At 73.7% G+C, this 18,775-nt stretch carries 21 protein-coding genes; 12 read left to right on the top strand and 9 right to left on the bottom strand.

Annotation, left to right across the window (positions count from 1 at the left end; genetic code table 11):
* The first annotated feature begins 5 nt into the window (after positions 1-5).
* The gene (gene glpK, locus FHX40_RS10265) at positions 6-1,523 is read left to right on the top strand and encodes a glycerol kinase GlpK (RefSeq protein ID WP_142259394.1); all 1,518 of its coding nucleotides are present in this window, start codon (positions 6-8) and stop codon (positions 1,521-1,523) included.
* 38 nt (positions 1,524-1,561) lie between these two features.
* On the opposite strand, the gene FHX40_RS10270 is transcribed toward glpK, so the two are convergent.
* Positions 1,562-2,710 (bottom strand): MFS transporter, encoded by a 1,149-nt coding sequence (locus FHX40_RS10270; protein ID WP_142259395.1) that lies wholly within the window; start codon positions 2,708-2,710, stop codon positions 1,562-1,564.
* 384 nt (positions 2,711-3,094) lie between these two features.
* Between FHX40_RS10270 and moaA the strand changes: the two genes are divergently transcribed.
* Both moaA and FHX40_RS10280 read left to right on the top strand, forming a co-directional pair.
* On the top strand, positions 3,095-4,084 hold the full coding sequence (gene moaA / locus FHX40_RS10275) for a GTP 3',8-cyclase MoaA (protein WP_142259396.1): 990 nt from the start codon (positions 3,095-3,097) through the stop codon (positions 4,082-4,084).
* 111 nt (positions 4,085-4,195) lie between these two features.
* The gene (locus FHX40_RS10280) at positions 4,196-4,453 is read left to right on the top strand and encodes a DUF6457 domain-containing protein (RefSeq protein ID WP_142259397.1); all 258 of its coding nucleotides are present in this window, start codon (positions 4,196-4,198) and stop codon (positions 4,451-4,453) included.
* A 107-nt stretch (positions 4,454-4,560) separates the two neighbouring features.
* Here FHX40_RS10280 and FHX40_RS10285 read toward each other — a convergent pair whose 3' ends face one another.
* From FHX40_RS10285 to FHX40_RS10295, 3 genes are all read right to left on the bottom strand, one after another.
* Entirely contained in the window at positions 4,561-4,833 is a 273-nt protein-coding gene (locus tag FHX40_RS10285; protein WP_229788145.1) for a CBU_0592 family membrane protein, read from the bottom strand.
* Positions 4,830-5,528 carry a cyclase family protein gene (locus FHX40_RS10290; RefSeq protein WP_142259398.1) on the bottom strand — a complete coding sequence of 233 codons (699 nt, stop codon included), beginning with the start codon at positions 5,526-5,528 and terminating at the stop codon, positions 4,830-4,832. The genes FHX40_RS10285 and FHX40_RS10290 overlap by 4 nt, the downstream gene beginning before the upstream one ends.
* A 246-nt stretch (positions 5,529-5,774) precedes the next feature.
* On the bottom strand, positions 5,775-6,098 hold the full coding sequence (locus FHX40_RS10295) for a DUF3099 domain-containing protein (RefSeq protein ID WP_229788146.1): 324 nt from the start codon (positions 6,096-6,098) through the stop codon (positions 5,775-5,777).
* A 98-nt stretch (positions 6,099-6,196) separates the two neighbouring features.
* Here FHX40_RS10295 and FHX40_RS10300 point away from each other — a divergent pair, with 98 nt between their 5' ends.
* Complete coding sequence (locus tag FHX40_RS10300) at positions 6,197-6,409, top strand: dodecin (RefSeq protein ID WP_142259400.1); 213 nt, start codon at positions 6,197-6,199, stop codon at positions 6,407-6,409.
* 118 nt (positions 6,410-6,527) lie between these two features.
* Complete coding sequence (locus FHX40_RS10305) at positions 6,528-6,851, top strand: hypothetical protein (protein ID WP_142259401.1); 324 nt, start codon at positions 6,528-6,530, stop codon at positions 6,849-6,851.
* 141 nt (positions 6,852-6,992) lie between these two features.
* Here the strand turns inward: FHX40_RS10305 and FHX40_RS10310 are convergent, their stop codons facing one another.
* A complete protein-coding gene (locus FHX40_RS10310; protein ID WP_229788147.1) occupies positions 6,993-8,363 on the bottom strand; it encodes a metallopeptidase TldD-related protein in 1,371 nt (456 codons plus the stop codon).
* Complete coding sequence (locus FHX40_RS10315; RefSeq protein WP_142259402.1) at positions 8,360-9,862, bottom strand: TldD/PmbA family protein; 1,503 nt, start codon at positions 9,860-9,862, stop codon at positions 8,360-8,362. Before FHX40_RS10315 ends, FHX40_RS10310 begins: the two co-directional genes overlap by 4 nt.
* Positions 9,863-9,939: 77 nt before the next feature.
* Between FHX40_RS10315 and FHX40_RS10320 the strand changes: the two genes are divergently transcribed.
* On the top strand, positions 9,940-10,644 hold the full coding sequence (locus tag FHX40_RS10320; RefSeq protein WP_142259403.1) for a beta-ketoacyl-ACP reductase: 705 nt from the start codon (positions 9,940-9,942) through the stop codon (positions 10,642-10,644).
* A gap of 1 nt (position 10,645) precedes the next feature.
* The gene (gene fabI, locus FHX40_RS10325) at positions 10,646-11,413 is read left to right on the top strand and encodes an enoyl-ACP reductase FabI (RefSeq protein WP_142259404.1); all 768 of its coding nucleotides are present in this window, start codon (positions 10,646-10,648) and stop codon (positions 11,411-11,413) included.
* 70 nt (positions 11,414-11,483) lie between these two features.
* On the opposite strand, the gene FHX40_RS10330 is transcribed toward fabI, so the two are convergent.
* Both FHX40_RS10330 and FHX40_RS10335 read right to left on the bottom strand, forming a co-directional pair.
* On the bottom strand, positions 11,484-12,440 hold the full coding sequence (locus FHX40_RS10330; protein WP_142259405.1) for a hypothetical protein: 957 nt from the start codon (positions 12,438-12,440) through the stop codon (positions 11,484-11,486).
* 140 nt (positions 12,441-12,580) lie between these two features.
* Complete coding sequence (locus FHX40_RS10335) at positions 12,581-13,528, bottom strand: aldo/keto reductase (protein WP_142259406.1); 948 nt, start codon at positions 13,526-13,528, stop codon at positions 12,581-12,583.
* A 134-nt stretch (positions 13,529-13,662) separates the two neighbouring features.
* Between FHX40_RS10335 and FHX40_RS10340 the strand changes: the two genes are divergently transcribed.
* The 5 genes from FHX40_RS10340 (at position 13,663) to mshC (ending at position 17,860) form a co-directional block, all read left to right on the top strand.
* Positions 13,663-14,373, top strand: coding sequence for a histidine phosphatase family protein (locus tag FHX40_RS10340; protein ID WP_142259407.1), 711 nt, complete (start codon positions 13,663-13,665; stop codon positions 14,371-14,373).
* A gap of 10 nt (positions 14,374-14,383) precedes the next feature.
* A complete protein-coding gene (locus tag FHX40_RS10345) occupies positions 14,384-14,941 on the top strand; it encodes a DUF3090 domain-containing protein (protein ID WP_142259408.1) in 558 nt (185 codons plus the stop codon).
* A gap of 28 nt (positions 14,942-14,969) precedes the next feature.
* Positions 14,970-15,719 (top strand): SCO1664 family protein, encoded by a 750-nt coding sequence (locus FHX40_RS10350; protein ID WP_142261682.1) that lies wholly within the window; start codon positions 14,970-14,972, stop codon positions 15,717-15,719.
* Positions 15,720-15,807: 88 nt separating this feature from the next.
* Positions 15,808-16,542: an NRDE family protein gene (locus FHX40_RS10355; RefSeq protein WP_229788148.1), complete on the top strand. Its 735-nt coding sequence runs from the start codon at positions 15,808-15,810 to the stop codon at positions 16,540-16,542.
* Positions 16,543-16,636: 94 nt separating this feature from the next.
* Positions 16,637-17,860, top strand: a complete 1,224-nt coding sequence (gene mshC, locus FHX40_RS10360; RefSeq protein WP_142259410.1) for a cysteine--1-D-myo-inosityl 2-amino-2-deoxy-alpha-D-glucopyranoside ligase — start codon at positions 16,637-16,639, stop codon at positions 17,858-17,860.
* 35 nt (positions 17,861-17,895) lie between these two features.
* On the opposite strand, the gene FHX40_RS10365 is transcribed toward mshC, so the two are convergent.
* Positions 17,896-18,450 carry a peptide deformylase gene (locus tag FHX40_RS10365; RefSeq protein ID WP_229788149.1) on the bottom strand — a complete coding sequence of 185 codons (555 nt, stop codon included), beginning with the start codon at positions 18,448-18,450 and terminating at the stop codon, positions 17,896-17,898.
* Positions 18,451-18,775: the final 325 nt, after the last annotated feature.

Below are 18,775 nucleotides of genomic sequence, written 5' to 3' on the forward strand. Positions count from 1 at the left end.
GGAGCATGGCCGACTTCGTCGGAGCCGTCGACCAGGGCACCACGAGCACCCGCTTCATGATCTTCGACCACGGGGGCAACGAGGTCGCCCGCTACCAGCTCGAGCACGAGCAGATCCTGCCGCGGGCCGGGTGGGTCGAGCACAACCCGGTGGAGATCTGGGAGCGCACCCGCGCGGTGATCGAGACCACGCTCAACCACGCCGGGCTCACCCACGCCGACCTCGCCGCGCTCGGCATCACCAACCAGCGCGAGACCACCGTGGTCTGGGACAAGGTCACCGGCCGGCCGTACTACAACGCGATCGTCTGGCAGGACACCCGCACCGACCGCATCGCGGCGGCGCTCGAGCGCGACGGCCGCGGCGACGTGATCCGCCGCAAGGCCGGGCTGCCCCCGGCGACGTACTTCTCCGCGGGCAAGATCCAGTGGATCCTGGAGAACGTCGACGGGGTGCGCCGGGCCGCCGAGGAGGGCCGCGCGCTGTTCGGCACCACCGACACCTGGCTGCTGTGGAACCTCACCGGCGGGGTGGACGGCGGCGTGCACGTCACCGACCCGACGAACGCCAGCCGCACCATGCTCATGGACCTGGAGACCCTCGACTGGGACGACGAGCTGCTGTCGTTCTTCGGCATCCCCCGGCGGATGCTGCCGGAGATCCAGCCCTCGGCGAACCCCGCGCTGTACGGCGTGACGCGGCGCGGCGGGCCGCTCGGCGGGGAGGTGCCGCTCGCCGGGGTGCTCGGCGACCAGCAGGCGGCGACCGTGGGCCAGGTGTGCTTCGCGCCCGGGGAGGCGAAGAACACCTACGGCACCGGCAACTTCCTCCTGCTCAACACCGGCCACGAGGCGGTCCGGTCGCGCAGCGGGCTGCTCACCACGGTGTGCTACCGGTTCGGCGACGACAAGCCGGTGTACGCCCTGGAGGGGTCGATCGCGGTGACCGGCTCGGCCGTGCAGTGGCTGCGCGACCAGCTCGGCATCATCTCCAGCGCGCCGCAGGTGGAGATCCTCGCCCGCCAGGTCGAGGACAACGGCGGCGTCTACTTCGTGCCCGCGTTCTCCGGGCTGTTCGCCCCGTACTGGCGCAGCGACGCCCGCGGCGTGATCGTGGGCCTGTCCCGGTACAACACCGCGGCGCACATCGCCCGGGCCACCCTCGAGTCGATCTGCTACCAGACCCGGGACGTGGTGGAGGCGATGCGCCAGGACTCCGGGGTCGACATCGACGTGCTGCGGGTGGACGGCGGGGTGACCGCGAACGAGCTGTGCATGCAGCTGCAGTCGGACATCCTCGGCGTGCCGGTGTCCCGGCCGGTGGTCGCCGAGACCACCGCCCTCGGCGCCGCCTACGCCGCCGGCCTCGCCGTGGGCTTCTGGCGGTCCACCGACGAGCTGCGGCAGAACTGGAACGAGGACCGCCGGTGGACGCCGACCTGGTCCGCCGAGCGGCGGGAGGAGGAGTACGCCCGCTGGAAGAAGGCGGTGACCCGCACCTTCGACTGGGTCGACATCGGCTAGCGCGGCCTGCCGCCGGGCGGCGAACTGACCCCGCCGCGTCACGACCGGCCGAACCGGCGTGCCAGCGCGAGCAGCAGGTACGGCACGGCCGCCGCGGCGAACAGCGGCCCGGGGTCGGCCCACGCCGAGCCCAGGGCGTAGGAGCCGAACACGGCCAGGGCGGCGATCTCGGAGGCGAAGCCCGTCATCGACGCCACCGTCGCCCTCGCCTCGTCGCCCACCCGTGCCTGCAGCCGGGCCTCGGCCGCCGTGATCGCCCACCGGAACACCCCGAACGCGGCCGCGACGAGCACCATCGCCGCCGGGGTGCCGAGCAGCGAGCCCGCCGCCAGGCAGGCCGCCGCGACGGCGAGGGCGAGCGCCTCCCACCGCTCGCCGCGCCCGGCGAGCCAGCCGCCGACCGCGTCGCCCGTGGTGAACAGCAGCACCAGCAGCGGCACCGCGGGCTCGGCGACGCCGGTCGCCAGCGCGAGCAGGGGAAGGTACTCGTCGAGCGCGTTGAGGCCCATCAGCACGGCCGCGTAGGCGAGGGCCCGCCGTACCGGCGCGGTCGTGCGCACCTCGGCCAGGCCGGTGCGCAGCACCCGCAGGTACGCCGCGACGGCCGTCTCGCCGTCGGCCACGGCGCGGCGATCCCGGCCGCGCGCTCCGGACTCGGGGAAGGACCGGCCGATCGCGGCGGCGACGAGGAGCGTGGCGACGCTCGCCACGCCGAGCGCCGGGTAGCCGCCCGCCGTCAGCACCGGGCCCGCCAGCGCGCTCGCCACCATGACGGCGGTGGTGCGCACGGCGGTGGCGCGCCCCAGCACCCGCGCGTACGACGCGGCCGCGCCGGCGCGCTCCAGCTCCTCGTAGACCAGCGCCTCCAGCGCGCCGGAGATCAGCGCCTGGCCGAGCCCCCACAGCACGAAGCCCGCCGCGAACGCGGGATAGGAGGGGGTGACGATCCACAGCGTGAACCCCGCGGCGGTCACGAGCGGCCCCGCGACGATCAGCCGACGCCGGGAGAACGTGTCCGCCCACACCCCGCTCGGCAGCTCGGCGGCGAACGCGGTGAGCGACCACACCGCGAACAGTGAGGAGATCTCCGCCGGTGACAGCCCGGTCCTGGTGAACAGCACCGTGTACACCGGGTAGAGGAGAACGAACTCCGCGAAGAACGCGTAGGCGTAGAGCCTGCGCGTTATCCCGGACTCAGGAGCGGGTCAATGTCGCCACGTCATCGGATACCTCCGCGACCCCCGCTCCGGCGCGGGGGAGATCGTATCGCCCATGCTAACCCCGCCTTCCCCGCTCCGCAGCACTTGATGTGACGAGAGTATGGCGGAAGGTGATGGCGGCCGGTCGCGGCGCCCACCGGCGCTCCGGGCTCCGGCCGGACCCGGCGGAGGGTTTCGGCCCGGTGGAATCATGGTGGTCTCCACCTTGTTGCGTCTGTTAAGCCCTTTTGGGAGGGTCGTCGGCGGATGTGGTGGGATTGCTGCGACAGGCCGGGCGGGCTCGGCCCTGTCGACCCGGGATCGAGGCCGGACTACGCTGGCTTCGGGAATTGAACTCTGGAGGGTGCGCCGGTGCTGAAGGACTCGTTCGGCCGGGTGGCGACTGATCTGCGCGTCTCGCTGACGGACCGGTGCAACCTGCGCTGCACGTACTGCATGCCGCCGGAGGGCCTGGAGTGGCTGCCCAAGCCCGAGCTGCTCACCGCCGACGAGATCGTGCGGCTGGTGCGGATCGGGGTGGAGCGGCTCGGCATCACCGAGGTGCGGTACACCGGCGGGGAGCCGCTGCTGCGCCGCGAGCTCGTGGACATCGTGGCGCGCACCGCGGCGCTCACCCCGCGGCCGCAGATCTCACTCACCACCAACGGCATCGGGCTCGACCGGCTCGCCGCCCCGCTCGCCGCCGCCGGGCTGGACCGGGTCAACGTCTCGCTCGACACCCTCGACCGCGACGTGTTCGCCCGCCTCGCCCACCGCGACCGGCTCGACGACGTGCTCGCCGGGCTGAAGGCCGCCCGCGACGCCGGGCTCACCCCGGTGAAGGTGAACGCGGTGCTGATGCGCGGCATCAACGACCACGAGGCCGCCGACCTGCTCGCGTTCTGCATGGACAACGGCTACCAGGCGCGGTTCATCGAGCAGATGCCGCTTGACGCCCAGCACGGCTGGCGGCGCGAGAACATGGTCACCGCCGACGAGATCCTCCGCATGCTCGGCGAGCGCTTCAGCCTCGAGCCCGCCGACCCCAATGAGCGGGGCAGCGCCCCGGCCGAGCTCTTCCTCGTCAACGGCGGCCCGCACACCGTCGGGGTGATCGGCTCGGTGACCCGGCCGTTCTGCGGCGCCTGCGACCGGGTACGGCTCACCGCCGACGGCCAGGTCCGCAACTGCCTGTTCGCCCGCGAGGAGACCGACCTGCGCACGGCGCTGCGCTCGGGCGCCTCGGACGACGAGATCGTCGAGCTGTGGCAGGCAGCGGTGCGCGGCAAGCGCGCCGGCCACGGCATCGACGACCCGTCGTTCCTGCAGCCCGCCCGCCCCATGTCGGCGATCGGCGGCTGACGGCGTCGTCCTTTCGCCGACCGGGTACGGCACGGCCGCGGGGCCTCCCGAGCGCGCGCGGCCGGGCCCCCTATGATCGCTTCGAGATCGCGACGAGCATTGGAGCCGCAGGTGAACGTGCTGGAGGAGTGGACCGCGCTGGTCTGCAAGGAACTGGGCATCGACCCCGCGCGGGTGGATCGCAACCTGATCCTCGACCTCACCAAGGACGTCGCCCACGGCGTCGCCCGCCCGGCCGCGCCCCTCACCGCCTACCTGCTCGGCCTCGCGCAGGGCGCCGGGACCGCCCCGGAGGACGCCGTCGCCCGGCTGCGCCGGATGGCGGGCAACTGGGGCACGGCGACCAAGGAGACGATGGACGACCGCTGACCGGCGACCGCCGGCGAGGGCCACAGGCACGTGCGGCCGTCCCGCCCGGGCACCCGGGGCGGGGCGGCCGCGCCGCATTTCCCGGAGCGTTCCGGCGCCGCCGCTCGTCACCCGGCGGCGGACCGGGCGGCGCGGCGGGCGCGGGCGCGGCGCCGGGCGAGGGCGGCGATCCCGATGCCGATCCAGGCCACGTTGAGCATCGCCGAGGGCCACGCGTGGTGGTAGGCGGTGTTCACGGTGAGGAAGACCGCGCCGAGCAGGTTGAGCACCTGGAAGACGACGCCGTCGCCGGGGATGCGCCCGGTCGAGGTGAGCCCGTAGGCGGCCAGCAGCAGGGCCGCGCCCACCCAGCCGACCACGTCGACGAGCAGCCCGATCATGGCCCGTCCACGACCGCGTACGCGCGCACCGGGAAGGTGCCCATGCCGCACACCGCCGGCGGGACCGCGTGGAACCGGAAGCCCTCCACCGGCAGCGCGTCGAGCCCGCGCAGGTGCTCGACGATCGGGATGCCCGCGGCGAGCAGCGTGCTGTGCGCCGGGCGGGATCCGTCGGCGGTGTCGTCGATGTTGAGCGAGTCGATGCCGACGAGGGCCGCGCCCTGCTCGGCGAGCCAGGCCGCCGCGTCCGCGGTGAGGTACGGGTGGCCGGCGCCGTACGCGGCGGTGCCGAAGTGCCGGTCCCAGCCGGTGTGCACGAGCACGGCCCGCCCGGCCACGCGGTGGGACAGGAACGCCGACCTGCCGATCGCCCGGGACTCCGCCCCGGTCACCCGGATCACGATCCCGTCGAGGTCGGCCATCCGGGACAGCGGGAGGGCGGCGAGGTCGGCGCCGTCGCCGTACCGGTGGAACGGGCTGTCGAGGTAGGTGCTCGTGTTCCCCACCATCGTGATCCGGTCGATGGCGAACTCGGTGCCCGGCGCGTAGTGGGCGCGTGACTCCTCCCGGGAGAGGTGCACGCCGATCTCGGGGCCCGGCAGGCCCGGATAGGTGATCATCCCGTGCCGGATGGGATGGCTGAGGTCGATCACCCGTCGCGCGGCCCGGTCACGCCGCTGGTCGCTCTCACACATAGGGCAATGATCGGGACACCGGTGCCGGGACACAATCGCGTCCCGCTCCGGGCGAACACGCCCAGGCCGGACGCGACCGGGCGAAAACGAAAGGCGGCGCCGGGTGGTTACGGGGGCAAACCACCCGGCGCCGCATCATCGGTGTTCCGACGGGGGCCCGGAACACCGGCACCAGCGCTCCGACGGGGGACCAGAGCGCTTGGCTAAACTGTACACCTCTTACCCATGGGTTGCGTCAAGACTTAGTCACGACCCGATCTCGCGTCGGTGGCGTGGTATCTCGTTTTGGTTAGTCTCCGCCTTATCAAAAGCCGTAAGACGGGACTCTCTCCCCTCCTCGCGTCCAGCGTTCGCCCCGACCACGGCAAAGTACGGCAAAAAAACCGCGCCGGCGACGAAGAGCGCCCTGATGGGCCAGGGGGCGTCGACGAGGACGGCGAGGATGAGGCAGATGGTGCGGATGCCCATCTGGATGAGGTATCGCTTCTCTCTCCGCCCGATGTCCTCCGACAGGGAGGGTTTGGCGTCCGTGATCTCGTGGACGACCCGGCGGCCACGCCATGCCTTCACCCTTCCACCGTAAACCTCTGGCGCGGTGCTCGTTTCGCGTCCCTCCCCGGTCAGGGGCCCTGGCATACGATCCCGGCGGGGGAGCAAGGGAGGGCCCGATGACAGACCGCACCTACCGCGTCACCGAGATCGTCGGCACGTCGCCGGAGAGCGTGGACCAGGCCATCCGCAACGGCATCCGCCGCGCGGCGCAGACCCTGCGCCACCTCGACTGGTTCGAGGTCACCGAGATCCGCGGCCAGCTCGCCGACGGCCAGGTCGCGCACATCCAGGTCGGTCTGAAGGTCGGTTTCCGGCTCGAGGACGCCTGAGCGTCCGGCCCGGGCCGCGGGGGCAGCCGCCGCGGCCCGGGCCACCGAGCGGCACGAGGGGGAGCAGGCGGCCGGCGGCACGGTTCCGGGGCCGGCGGCCGCGGGGAGCGGGCGGCGGATGAGCGACCGAACCGACGGCATCGCCGAGCTCGGCGGCCGATCCACGGAAAACGCGGGCCTCGGGCTCGACCCGGGGCGCATCGAGGAGGCGCTGCGGGAGCTCGTGGCCCAGGCGGACGTGCACGGCGAGCTGCTGCCCGCGCCGCTGCGCGGGCACGTGGAGACGATCCTCGAGGAGGTGGAGGCGGGCCGGGGCAATGGCCCGGAGACGGCCCGCCGCCTCGCCGCGGTCCGGCGCGTCGCCGTGCCCGGCACCCCGTTCGCCCCGCTCGGCCGGGCCGCCGAGGCGCTCGCCGCCGCGCTCGGGCTCACCGCCGGCTGACGGGTACGGCCCGGCCGCACACCGACCGACCCCGCGGCATGCCGTACCGGGGAGGTCGCGTATCCAACGGCCGCACGCAGCCCACGGAACACGAGACGCCCGCCCACCGGCGGTCCGCCGATGGACGGGCGCGTCCGTGCGTCAGCTCGCCTGGCTGACCGTCGACATGTTGAAGTCCGGAACCCGGATCGGCGGCATGACCGTGCGGGTGAACCAGTCGTTCCACTCGCGCGGCAGCGTGGGCACGCTGCCGCCGACCTCGGTGAGGCGGGCGAGCAGGTCGACCGGGCTCTCGTTGAACCGGAAGTTGTTCACCTCGCCGACCACCTCGCCGTTCTCCACCAGGTAGACCCCGTCCCGGGTGAGCCCGGTGAGCAGCAGCGTCTGCGGGTCCACCTCGCGGATGTACCACAGGCAGGTGACGAGCAGGCCGCGCCGGGTCGAGGCGATCATGTCCTCCAGGGACACGCCGCCGTCCGGCCCCTCCATGAGCAGGTTGTCGATCGCCGGGGTGACCGGCAGGCCGGAGAGGTCGGCCGAGTGGCGGGTCTGCCGCAGCGCGGCGAGCCGGCCCTCCTCGATCCACGTGGTACGGCCCAGCGGCAGCCCGTTGTCGAACACCGACTGCTCCCGGCTGGAGGCGTGCGCCACCACGAACGGGGCGCACTCCACGCCCGCGGCGCCCGGGTCGCTGTAGATCCGCACCGGCGTGCGGGACAGCGTCTCCCCGACCCGGGTGCCGCCGCCGGGCTTGGAGAACACCGAGCGGCCGTCGAGCGCGTCCCGCGCACCGGCCGACCAGTACATGTAGATCATCAGGTCGGCCACGGCGGTCGGCGGCAGCAGCGTCTCGTAGCGGCCCGCGGGCAGCTCGATCCGCTTGCTCGCCCAGGCGAGGCGCTGGGCGAGGCTCGCGTCGAGCGCGGCCACGTCCACGTCGGTGAAGTCCCGCGTCGCCACCCCGGTCCACGCCGAGCGGGTCATGTCGGCCGACTTGGCGTTGAGCTCCAGGCGGCCGGTGGGCTGGTCGTGCCGCAGCCGCAGGCCGCGCGAGGAGCCGAGGAACGTGGTGGTGAGGATGTGCTCGGCGAAGCCGTACAGCCGCCGCCCGGCCGCCTCGGCCGCGGCGAACGTCTCGCCGAGCGCGGGGGCGAGGCCGCGGAACACGTCGATCGTCGTCGGCTCCACCGGGTCGTCCCAGCCGGGGCCGGGCGCGGTGCCCTCCACCAGCGGCCGGGCGTCCTCGGCGGGCGCCGCGTCGCGGGCCGCCGCGTCCGCGGCGGCGACCACGTCGGCGAGCTGGTCGTCGCGGACCGCGGCCCGGGAGACCACCCCGACCCCCGGCCCGGCGATGGAGATCACCGTGAGCCGGGCGGAGCGGGTGACGCCGTTCGTGGTGAGGGTGTTCCCGGCGAAGCGCAGGTTCGCCGTGGAGGTCTCGTCCGCGATCACGATGCAGTCGTCGGCGCGGGACAGCTCCAGCGCCCGCTCGACCATCTCCTGGGGCCTCACCTGCCACCCTCCTGAACGGTGTTGAGAACGCGGACGCCGCGGAACAGCGCGGCCGGGCAGCCGTGGCTCACCGGGGCCACCTGCCCGGGCTGGCCCTTGCCGCAGTTGAACGCGCCGCCGAGCACGTAGGTCTGGGGGCCGCCGACGGCCTCCATCGAGCGCCAGAAGTCGGTGGTGGTGGCCTGGTAGGCGACGTCGCGGACCTGGCCGGCGAGCCGGCCGTTCTTGATGAGATAGAAGCGCTGGCCGGTGAACTGGAAGTTGTAGCGCTGCATGTCGATCGACCAGCTCTTGTCGCCGACGATGTAGATGCCGCGCTCGACCCCGGCGATCAGGTCGTCGACCGACGGGCCGTCCGGCGCGGGCTGCAGCGACACGTTCGCCATGCGCTGCATCGGCACGTGCGCGGGGGAGTCGGCGAACGCGCAGCCGTTCGACCGGCCCAGGCCCTTCAGGTGCGCCATGCGCCGGTCGAGCTGGTAGCCGACGAGCACGCCGTCGCGCACGATGTCGAACGACTGGGCGGCCACGCCCTCGTCGTCCCAGCCGATCGTGGCCAGGCCGTGCTCGGCGGTGCGGTCCCCGGTCACGTTCATCACCGGCGAGCCGTACTGCAGCGTGCCGAGCTTGTCGAAGGTGGCGAACGAGGTGCCCGCGTAGGCCGCCTCGTAGCCGAGCGCGCGGTCCAGCTCGGTGGCGTGCCCGATCGACTCGTGGATGGTGAGCCACAGGTTCGACGGGTCGATCACCAGGTCGTACGTCCCGGCCTCCACCGAGGGCGCGGCGAGCTTCTCGGCCAGGTACTCGGGGATGCGCTCCAGCTCGGCGGGGAAGTCCCAGCCGGTGCCGGTGAGGTACTCGTACCCCCGCCCGGTCGGCGGCGCGAGCGTGCGCATGTCGTCGAACCGGCCGTCCGGCAGCGTCTTCATCGCGGTGAGCGACGGGTGGAGGCGGATCCGCTGCTGGGTGGTGACGGTGCCCGCGGTGTCGGCGTAGAACTTCTGCTCCTTGACCTGCATGAGCGAGGCCTGGACGTGGTCGACCCGGTCGTCGGCGAGCAGCTGGCCCGACCACTCGGCGAGCAGCTCGGTCTTCTCCTTGAGCGGGACGGTGAACGGGTCGACCTCGTAGGAGGAGACCCAGGTGACGTCGGAGTAGACCGGCTCGGGGGCCAGCTCGACCGGCTCCCGGTTCACCGCCGCGCTCACCTTGGCCACCCGCACCGCCTGCTCGGCGGTCGCCGCGGCCGCCTCCGGGGTGAGCTCGATGCCCGCGGCGAACCCCCAGGTGCCGTCCACGATCACCCGTACGGCGTAGCCGAGGTCGTCGGCGTCCATCGCGCCCTCCAGCCGCGCGTCGAACAGGCGCAGCGTCTCGGCGCGGATGCGCTCCATGCGGAAGTCGGCGTGTCGCGCACCGAGGTCGCGGGCGCGCTGCAGCGCGGCGTCCGCGAGCCGCCGTAGCGGCAGCGCGAGGAAGTCGGAGTCGATCTGGCGCATGTCCACGATCCTAACCCCGTGATCTTGTCCGCCCCGGACAAGACGTCTACCCGCTGGTAGACGATACGGTCGGTGCCATGGCTCGCTCAGTTCTCATCACCGGCGGCAACCGCGGGATCGGTCTCGCCATCGCCCGGGAGTTGTCGGCGGCCGGTGACGCCGTCGCCGTGACCTACCGATCGGGGGAGCCCCCGGAGGGGCTGTTCGGCGTCCGCTGCGACGTGACCAGCGCGGAGGAGGTGGACGCCGCCTTCGAGAAGGTCGAGGCCGAGCAGGGCCCGGTGGAGGTCCTGGTGGCCAACGCGGGCATCACCCGGGACACGTTGCTGCCGATGATGAAGGAGGAGACCTTCACCGAGGTCATCGACACCAACCTCACCGGGGCCTACCGCGTGGCCAAGCGCGCGGTCAAGGGCATGCTGCGCATGCGGCGCGGCCGGATCGTGCTGATCTCCTCGGTGGTGGCGCTCTCCGGGTCGGCGGGCCAGACCAACTACGCGGCCGCGAAGGCGGGCATGATCGGCTTCGCCCGCTCGCTCGCCCGCGAGCTCGGCTCGCGCGGCATCACGGTCAACGTCGTGGCCCCCGGGTTCGTGGAGACCGACATGACCGCCTCGCTCGACGCGGCGCACGTCGAGCGCATCCGCTCGAACATCCCGCTGGGCCGCATGGCGACCCCGGGCGAGATCGCGCGGGTGGTCAAGTTCCTGGTAAGCGACGACGCCGCCTACATCACCGGAGCGGTCATCCCTGTGGACGGCGGCCTGGGAATGGGGCACTGAGATGGGACTTCTCGACGGCAAGCGGCTGCTCATCACCGGCGTGCTCACCGAGTCGTCCTTCGCGTTCTCGGTGGCCCGGCTCGCCCAGGAGGAGGGCGCGCGCATCGTGCTCACCGGGTACGGCCGGCTCAGCCTCGTCGAGCGCATCGCCAAGCGGCTGCCCGAGCCGCCCCCGGTGATCGAGCTCGACGTGACCGACCAGGAGCACCTCGACACGCTCGCCGACCGGGTCGGCGAGCACCTCGACGGGCTCGACGGCGTGGTGCACTCGATCGCGTTCGCCCCGCAGTCCGCCCTCGGCGGCAACTTCCTCAACACCCCGTGGGAGGACGTGGCGACCGCGGTGCACGTGTCCACCTACTCCTACAAGGCGCTCGCGGTCGCCTGCCTGCCGCTGATGAAGGAGGGCGGCGGCTCGATCGTCGGCCTCGACTTCGACGCGAGCAAGGCCTGGCCGGTCTACGACTGGATGGGCGTGGCGAAGGCCGGCCTGGAGTCCACCAACCGCTACCTCGCCCGGCACCTCGGCCCGCACGGCATCCGGGTCAACCTCGTCGCGGCCGGCCCGGTGCGGACCATGGCCGCGCGCAGCATCCCGGGCTTCGAGGAGTTCGAGGAGATGTGGACCACCCGGGCGCCGCTCGGCTGGGACCTGACCGACCCGGTGCCCGCGGCCAAGGCGTGCGTCGCCCTGCTGTCGGACTGGTTCCCCGCCACCACGGGCGAGATCATCCACGTCGACGGCGGCGTGCACGCCATGGGGGCATGAGCCTCACCTGAGCGTTACGGGCGCCCGGCCGCGTTCGCGGCCGGGCGCCGTCGTGTCCCGGGCGGGCGGCTCAGGCGAGCCGGTGGCGGCTGCCGCGCGCGGCGGCCGGCTCCAGCGGGATCGTCGCGGGGCGCTCCTGGCGGGCGTTGCGGATCGACACCACGCGCGCGGCGACCACCGCCGACAGCAGCAGCGCCGCGGTGAGCGCGGTGCCCATCACGTCGTCCTGCGGCTTGCGCGGCGTCACCACCCGCCCGTCGCCGCCCGGCGCGATCGGCGGCAGCGTCGGCACCGGCCACAGCAGCGACAGGTCGGCCTTGTCCACGTCGGCACGCCGCGGCCGCTCGGTCGGCGTCGGCTTGGGGCGCGGGCGCCGCCGGGCGTGGCCGGCGTCCTCGCCGGCGGGCCGTACCGGCCGGGTGACGCCGACCTGGGTGCGCTCGCGGCGCCGTACGGCCTCGTCCTCGCCGCCGGGCGTGCGGCGGGACTCGGCGCGGCGCCCGTCCCGATCGCCGCCCCGCGCGTCGTCGGCGCCGGCGCGCTTCTCGCGCCGGTCGGCGCACCCGCTCCCCGTGCAGCGGTCGTCCGCGCCGCCCTGCGCCGCCTGGTCGCCGGTGACGCCCTCGCCCGTGCCGATGTGCCGGTCCGGGCGCGCGGGGGCCTCGGCGGACGCGCTGGGGGATGGGACGGCCTCGGTGTTCCCCGGGTTCCCCGCGTCGCCGCCCGCCGCGTCGTCGCCGGATTCGTCGCCGGCGGGGTCGTCGAAGTCGGCGAGGTCCTCGTCCGCCGTGTCGTCGACGCGCTGGCGCCCGGTGAGCGCCGCGCCCACGCTGCCGACCGTGTCGAGCAGGCCGCCCACCACCCGGCAGAGCCCATTGGTCACCCCCGCCAGCGGGCCGTTTGCGGCGCAGTCCTGAGCGCGCGCCGCGGCGGTCGCGGTCGTGGGCGGCAGCAGCCACATCCCCCCGCCGATCGCCAGCGTCACCGCGCAGGCGTAGAACGCGGACGTGCCACGTCCGAATCGCATGAATCCTCCACGGCGTCGAGTCCCCCACATTCCCGGCCCACCCCACCAACCCGGTCTTGGGTCAGTTTTTCGCCGCAGGAACGGTGGAACTCCAGGTAAGGGGATGATCGGTATGGAGGTGTAATACGCGAAACGCGCTCTTATTCCATCGCGGAAACGTCGTCGAGCGCCTGCCGGATCTCCGGCGGCAGGGTGAGCGCGTCGGCCCGCAGCACCCCGGTGAGCTGCGCGTGGGTGCGCGCCCCGGCGATCACCGCGGCGACGCCCGGCTGGTCGCGCACCCAGGAGAGCGCGACCGCGAGCGGGGAGACGCCGAGCCCCTCGGCCGCGGTGGTGACCGACTCGACGATCCGGCGGCTGCGGTCGTTCAGGTAGGGGCGGACGAACTCGGCGAAGTGCGGGGTCGCGGCCCGCGAGTCGGCGGGGATGCCGGTGCGGTACTTGCCGGTGAGCACGCCGCGGCCGAGCGGCGACCCGGCGAGGATCCCGACCCCGACGTGCTCGGCCGCGGGCAGCAGCTCGCGCTCGGCGTCCCGGGCGAGCAGCGAGTACTCCACCTGCGCCGAGACGATCGGCGCCCGGCCCGGCACCGCCTGCTGCCAGACCGCGGCCGCGGCGAGCTGCCAGCCGGTGTAGTTGCACACCCCGGCGTACGCGGTGCGGCCGGAGGTGACCGCGGTGTCGACCGCGGCGAGGGTCTCGTCGAGCGGCACCTCGGGGTCGAAGGCGTGCAGCTGCCACAGGTCGACCTCGTCGAGCCCCAGCCGCGCCAGGGAGGCGTCGAGCGCGGCGATGAGGTGCCGCCGGGAGGCGTCGCGGGACCGCGGCCCGCGCGGGGTGAGCGCGGACTTGGTGGCGATGACGAGGTCGGAGCGCGGCACCACGTCGCGCACCAGCCGCCCGAGCAGCACCTCCGCGTCGCCGCCGCCGTACACGTCGGCGGTGTCGATCAGCGTGCCGCCCGCGTCGACGAACGCCTTGATCTGTGCGGCGGCCTCCTCGGCGTCGGTGTCCCGCCCCCAGGTCATCGTGCCGAGCCCGATGCGGGAGACGGACAAGCCGCTACGCCCGACGAAACGCTGGTCCATGGTCGGCTCAGAGTACTAAACGGCCCGCGCCCGGGTCCCGGCGCCTGCGGGAACGCGCGGCCGATCCGGATGTTCGCCCACAGCGGGGAGCGCGGGGGGTGATCGAAGCGCGGCGGGGGCCATAAGCTGAGGGCGTGACGACGCTCCTGCTGGTCCGGCACGGCCTCACGGATCTGACCGGCTCGGTCCTCGCCGGGTGGACCCCCGGGGTCTCGCTCAGCGAGCGCGGCCGTACCCAGGTCGAGGAGCTGGCCGGGCGGCTGCGCGACCTCCCCCTCGACGCGATCGTGAGCAGCCCGCTCGAGCGGTGCCGCGAGACCGCCGAGGCGGTCGCGCGGGGGCGCGACCTGCGCGTGGCGGTGGACGAGCGCTTCGGCGAGGTCGGGTACGGCGAGTGGACCGGCCAGAGGCTGGAGGACCTCGCCAAGGAGCCGCTGTGGCGGGTGGTGCAGACCCACCCCAGCGCGGCCGCGTTCCCCGGCGGGGAGTCGCTCGCCGCGATGCAGCACCGCGCGGTCGCGGCGGTGCGGGACTGGAACGCCCGCCTCGGGGAGAAGGCGGTCTACCTGGTCTGCAGCCACGGGGACGTGATCAAGGCGATCGTCGCGGACGCGCTCGGGCTCCACCTCGACCAGTTCCAACGCATCACCGCCGATCCTGCTTCGCTCACCGTTATCCGATATACCCCCTTGCGTCCCTTCGTCATCAGGATGAACGACGTAGGTGGAGAAATGCGAAATATCCTCCCGTCGGAGTCCACAAACGGCGGTTCGGTGGACCAAGATGGGGGAGGAAACATCACCGAGAGCGATGCCGCGGTCGGCGGCGGAGCCGGGACCACGTAAGGTCTGGGTTATGCCGGTCTTCGACTACGATCCGCCAGAGAGGTTCGTGGCCGGTGCCGTCGGGCAGCCGGGCTCACGCGCCTTCTACCTGCAGGCCCGGGGTGCGGGTCGGATCACCACCGTCGGCCTGGAGAAGTTCCAGGTGGCCGTGCTCGCCGACCGGCTCGAGGAGCTTCTCGACGAGGTGCTGCGCAAGAGCGGCGGGCGCGCCCCGGTACCGGCGGTCGCGCCGGCCGAGCTGACCGACACCGATCCGCTCGACATGCCGATCGAGGAGGAGTTCCGCGTCGGCACGCTCGCCCTCGCCTGGGATCCGGAGACCTCGAAGGTGGTCATCGAGGCCCAGGAGATGACCGACGACGAGGACGAGGAGTTCCCCGGCGAGGACCGGGAACCCGCCGTGCTCCGGGTACGGATCAGCCCCGGCATGGCCCGCGCGTTCAGCAAGCGGGCCCTGGAGGTCGTGGCCGCCGGGCGCCCGCCGTGCCCGCTGTGCGGCCAGCCCATCGACCCCGACGGTCACATCTGCGTACGGCTCAACGGTCACCGTCCGCTGCAGATCCGGTGAGGGCCAGGTGAGCGCCGAAAGCGACCCCATGCCGAGCCACCCCCAAGGCACCCCGCCCCGTGAGCTCGACGACACCACCGCGATGCGCCTGCTCCGCGAGGGCAGGCTCGAGGTGGCGGGCCGCCTCGTCGAGGCCACCAACCTGACCCTCTACTGCACCGTGCAGCTCGGCGACCTCGTCGCCGCCTGCGTGTACAAGCCGGTCCGCGGCGAGCGCCCGCTGTGGGACTTCCCCGACGGCACCCTCGCCGCCCGCGAGGTCGCCGCGTACGAGGTGTCGGCCGCCACCGGCTGGCGCATCGTGCCCCCGACCGTCTACCGCGACGGACCGTTCGGCGACGGCATGGTGCAGCTGTGGATCGACGGCGACGCCGAGATCGACCTCATGACGCTCATGCGCAGCCGCAACCCCGCGCTGCGCCGCCTCGCCGTCTTCGACGCGATCGTCAACAACGCCGACCGCAAGGGCGGCCACCTCATCCCGCTGTCCGACGGGCACTTCTACGGCGTCGACCACGGGGTGTGCTTCTCCACCGAGGACAAGCTGCGCACCGTGCTGTGGCAGTGGCAGGGCAAGCCGCTGACCCGGGAGGCGGTGCAGGTGCTCGCCCGCATCGAGCGGGAGATGGAGCGCGGCCGGCTCGGGCGGCGGCTGCGCGAGCTGCTGTCCCGCGAGGAGGTCGAGGCGACCTGGGAGCGGGTGCGCCGCCTGCTCGACACCGGCATCCACCCCTACCCCTCGCGGAACTGGCCCGCGATCCCCTGGCCGCCGGTCTGATCCCCGGCCGCCCGCCACGCCGCAGGCGGGCGTAGGCTTACCGCACGGCCCGTCTCTACCGAAGCCGGAGGGAACAGGCGTGTGCACGGTGATCGTCGGATTTGCGCAGGACGCGGACGTCCCGGTGATGCTCGCGGGCGTCCGCGACGAGTTCCTCGCGCGGCCCTGGCTGCCGCCGGACCGCCACTGGCCCGACCGGCCCGGCCTGGTCGGCGGGCTCGACCTGCAGGCGGGCGGCACCTGGCTCGCCGTCGACCCGGAGACGTCCCGGGCGGCCGCGCTGCTCAACGGCCGCGGCGTGCTCGCCCGTGACGAGGTACGCCGGTCCCGCGGCGAGCTGCCGCTGCTCGCCCTCACCACCGGGGAGCCGCCGGCCGAGCCGGACCTGGCCTGCTACGACCCCTTCCACCTCGTGCTCGCCGAGGTGGGCGGGGTGCGGCTGTGGAGCTGGGACGGGCGGCGCCTCACCGAGGACAAGCCGCCCGAGGGCGTGCACGTGATCGTGAACGGCGGCCGGGCGCGCGGCGACGGCAACCCGCGCGCCGCCCACTTCCGCCCGCTGTTCGCCGCGGCCGAGGCCGGGGGCACAGGGCCCGCGGCGGAGGCGGGGGAGCGGCGCTGGCGCGCCTGGCGGGAGCTCGCCTCCGGCGCCGGGCTCGCCGCCGACGACCCGCGGGCGCTGATCGTCCGCCGCGACCTCGGCGAGCGGGGCGCGTGGGGCAGCTCCTCGGTCACGCTGCTCGGCCTGTCGCCGCACGGCGTGCGCTACGAGTTCTGCCCGCGCCCCGGCGACCCGGGCGCCTGGTACCGCGTGCTCGGCTGACGGCCGCGCCTCCGATATTGGCTCCGGGTGAAACGGTGAAAACGGACACCCCAGGCTGATCGGGATCGAGCCGGGCGCATATAGGCTCTGGCATATGCGTTCGTGGTCCGCTCCAGAGCTTCCCCGCCTGCCCGGGTCGGGGCACCGTCTGCGCCTGTACGACACCGCCGCCCGCGAGGTCCGGGAGGTGGGCCCGGCAGGGGAGAGCCCGGGGGAGGCGCGCATGTACGTCTGCGGCGTCACCCCGTACGACGCCACCCACCTCGGGCATGCCAACACCTACGTGGCCTTCGACATGGTGAACCGCGTGTGGCGGGACGCCGGGCACCGCGTGCACTACGTGCAGAACGCCACCGACGTGGACGATCCGCTGCTGGAGCGGGCCGAGGCGATCGGGGCGGACTGGCGGGAGCTGGCCGCCTCCGAGATCGACAAGTACCGGGGGGACATGGCCGCGCTGCGGGTGCTCCCGCCGCGCGATTACGTCGCGGTCACCGAGGTGATCGACGAGATCGCCGAGACCGTGGTACGGCTGCGCGAGAAGGGCGTCGCCTACGAGCTCGACGGCGACGTGTACTTCTCGGTCGCCGCCGCGCCCAAGTTCGGCGCGGTCTCCGGCTGCACCGAGGCCGAGATGCTCGAGCTGTTCGGCGAGCGGGGCGGCGACCCCGGCCGCCCCGGCAAGCGGAACCGCCTCGACTGGCTGCTGTGGCGCGCCGAGCGCCCCGGCGAGCCGTCCTGGCCCTCGCCGCTCGGCCGCGGCCGCCCCGGCTGGCACATCGAGTGCACCACGATCGCGCTCGCCAACCTCGGCCCCGGCTTCGACCTCATGGGCGGCGGCAGCGACCTGGTCTTCCCGCACCACGAGATGGGCGCGAGCGAGGGCCACATCGCGACCGGGGAGTGGCCGTTCGCCAGGAGCGTGGTGCACAGCGGCATGGTCGCCCTCGACGGCGAGAAGATGTCCAAGTCGCGCGGGAACCTGGTGTTCGTCTCCGAGCTGCGGCGCGAGCTCGACCCGATGGCGATCCGGCTCGCGCTGCTCGCCAACCACTACCGCGCCGACTGGGAGTGGACGCCCGCGCTCGGCCGGGCCGCCGCCGAGCGGCTGGCGCGCTGGCGGGCCGCCGTCGCCCGGGACCGCGGCCCCGACGCCCGTCCGGTGCTCGCACAGGTGCGCGAGCGCCTCGCCGACGACCTCGACACGCCCGGCGCGCTCGCCGCGGTCGACGCCTGGGCCGCCGCCGAGGGCGACGACCCGGACGCCCCGGGTCTCGTGCGCGACCTCGCCGACGCCCTGCTCGGCGTCGCGCTGTGACCTCACGGCCGTGACCCGGCCGTAACGCCGCGTGGTCAGCGCTCCGGCGTGGCCGCTCCGGGTTCGGCCGCGCCGGACCCGGACAGCTCGGCGAACGCGGCGAAGAAGCGCTCCCGGTCCTGCGGCGCGAGGTGGTCGGTGAACAGCACGCCGTCGAGGTGGTCCACCTCGTGCTGCAGGACCCGCGCGAGCATGCCGATCGCGCGGACCGTCTGCGGCCTGCCGTACATGTCCCGGCCCCGCGCCACCACCGCGAACGACCGCTCCACCGGGAACCACAGCCCCGGCGCGGACAGGCACGCCTCGTCGGCGGCCACCCGCCGCCCGGACGGCTCCAGCCGCGGGTTCACCAGATGCCCGCTGCGCCCGTCCACGTCGAACGCGATCACGCGTAGCGGCACGCCGAGCTGCGGCGCGGCGAGACCGGCGCGCCCCGGCCCCGCGCGCATCACCTGGTGCAGGGACTTGACCAGCTCGCGTACCGAACGATCGAACGTGACGACCGGCTCGCTCGGGACCCGTAACGCCGGATCGTCGAAAAGCCGGATCCGGTGCCTGGCGGCACCTCCGGCCTGCCCTCGCCTGGCCACGTGCACTCCCCCCGGGGGTGACGACACCGGAGGAAGGGGTTCCCCCTTCCGCCGCCGCCCAACCGTAGCGCCCGATCACCGCGGTCCCGCGCCCGGCCCGCCGTACGCTCTCGGCGGGACCTCCCGCCGCCCGCCGCAACACCCCGTGACGGGGCGTGCGCAGGCCCGGGTTTCCGCGATGTTGCCCGGGTGAAACGTGTGGATTGCACGTTACGCCGGTGCGTTACATGTAACCGGCGCACCGTCACCGAACGTCGTCGTGCGTAATCCGGCCCACCTAGCTTCGGTTCCCGGAAAATCCCCTGGCCGAAGCGGAACGCACGCG

Source organism: Thermopolyspora flexuosa, from assembly GCF_006716785.1.
Taxonomy (GTDB): Bacteria; Actinomycetota; Actinomycetes; order Streptosporangiales; family Streptosporangiaceae; genus Thermopolyspora; species Thermopolyspora flexuosa.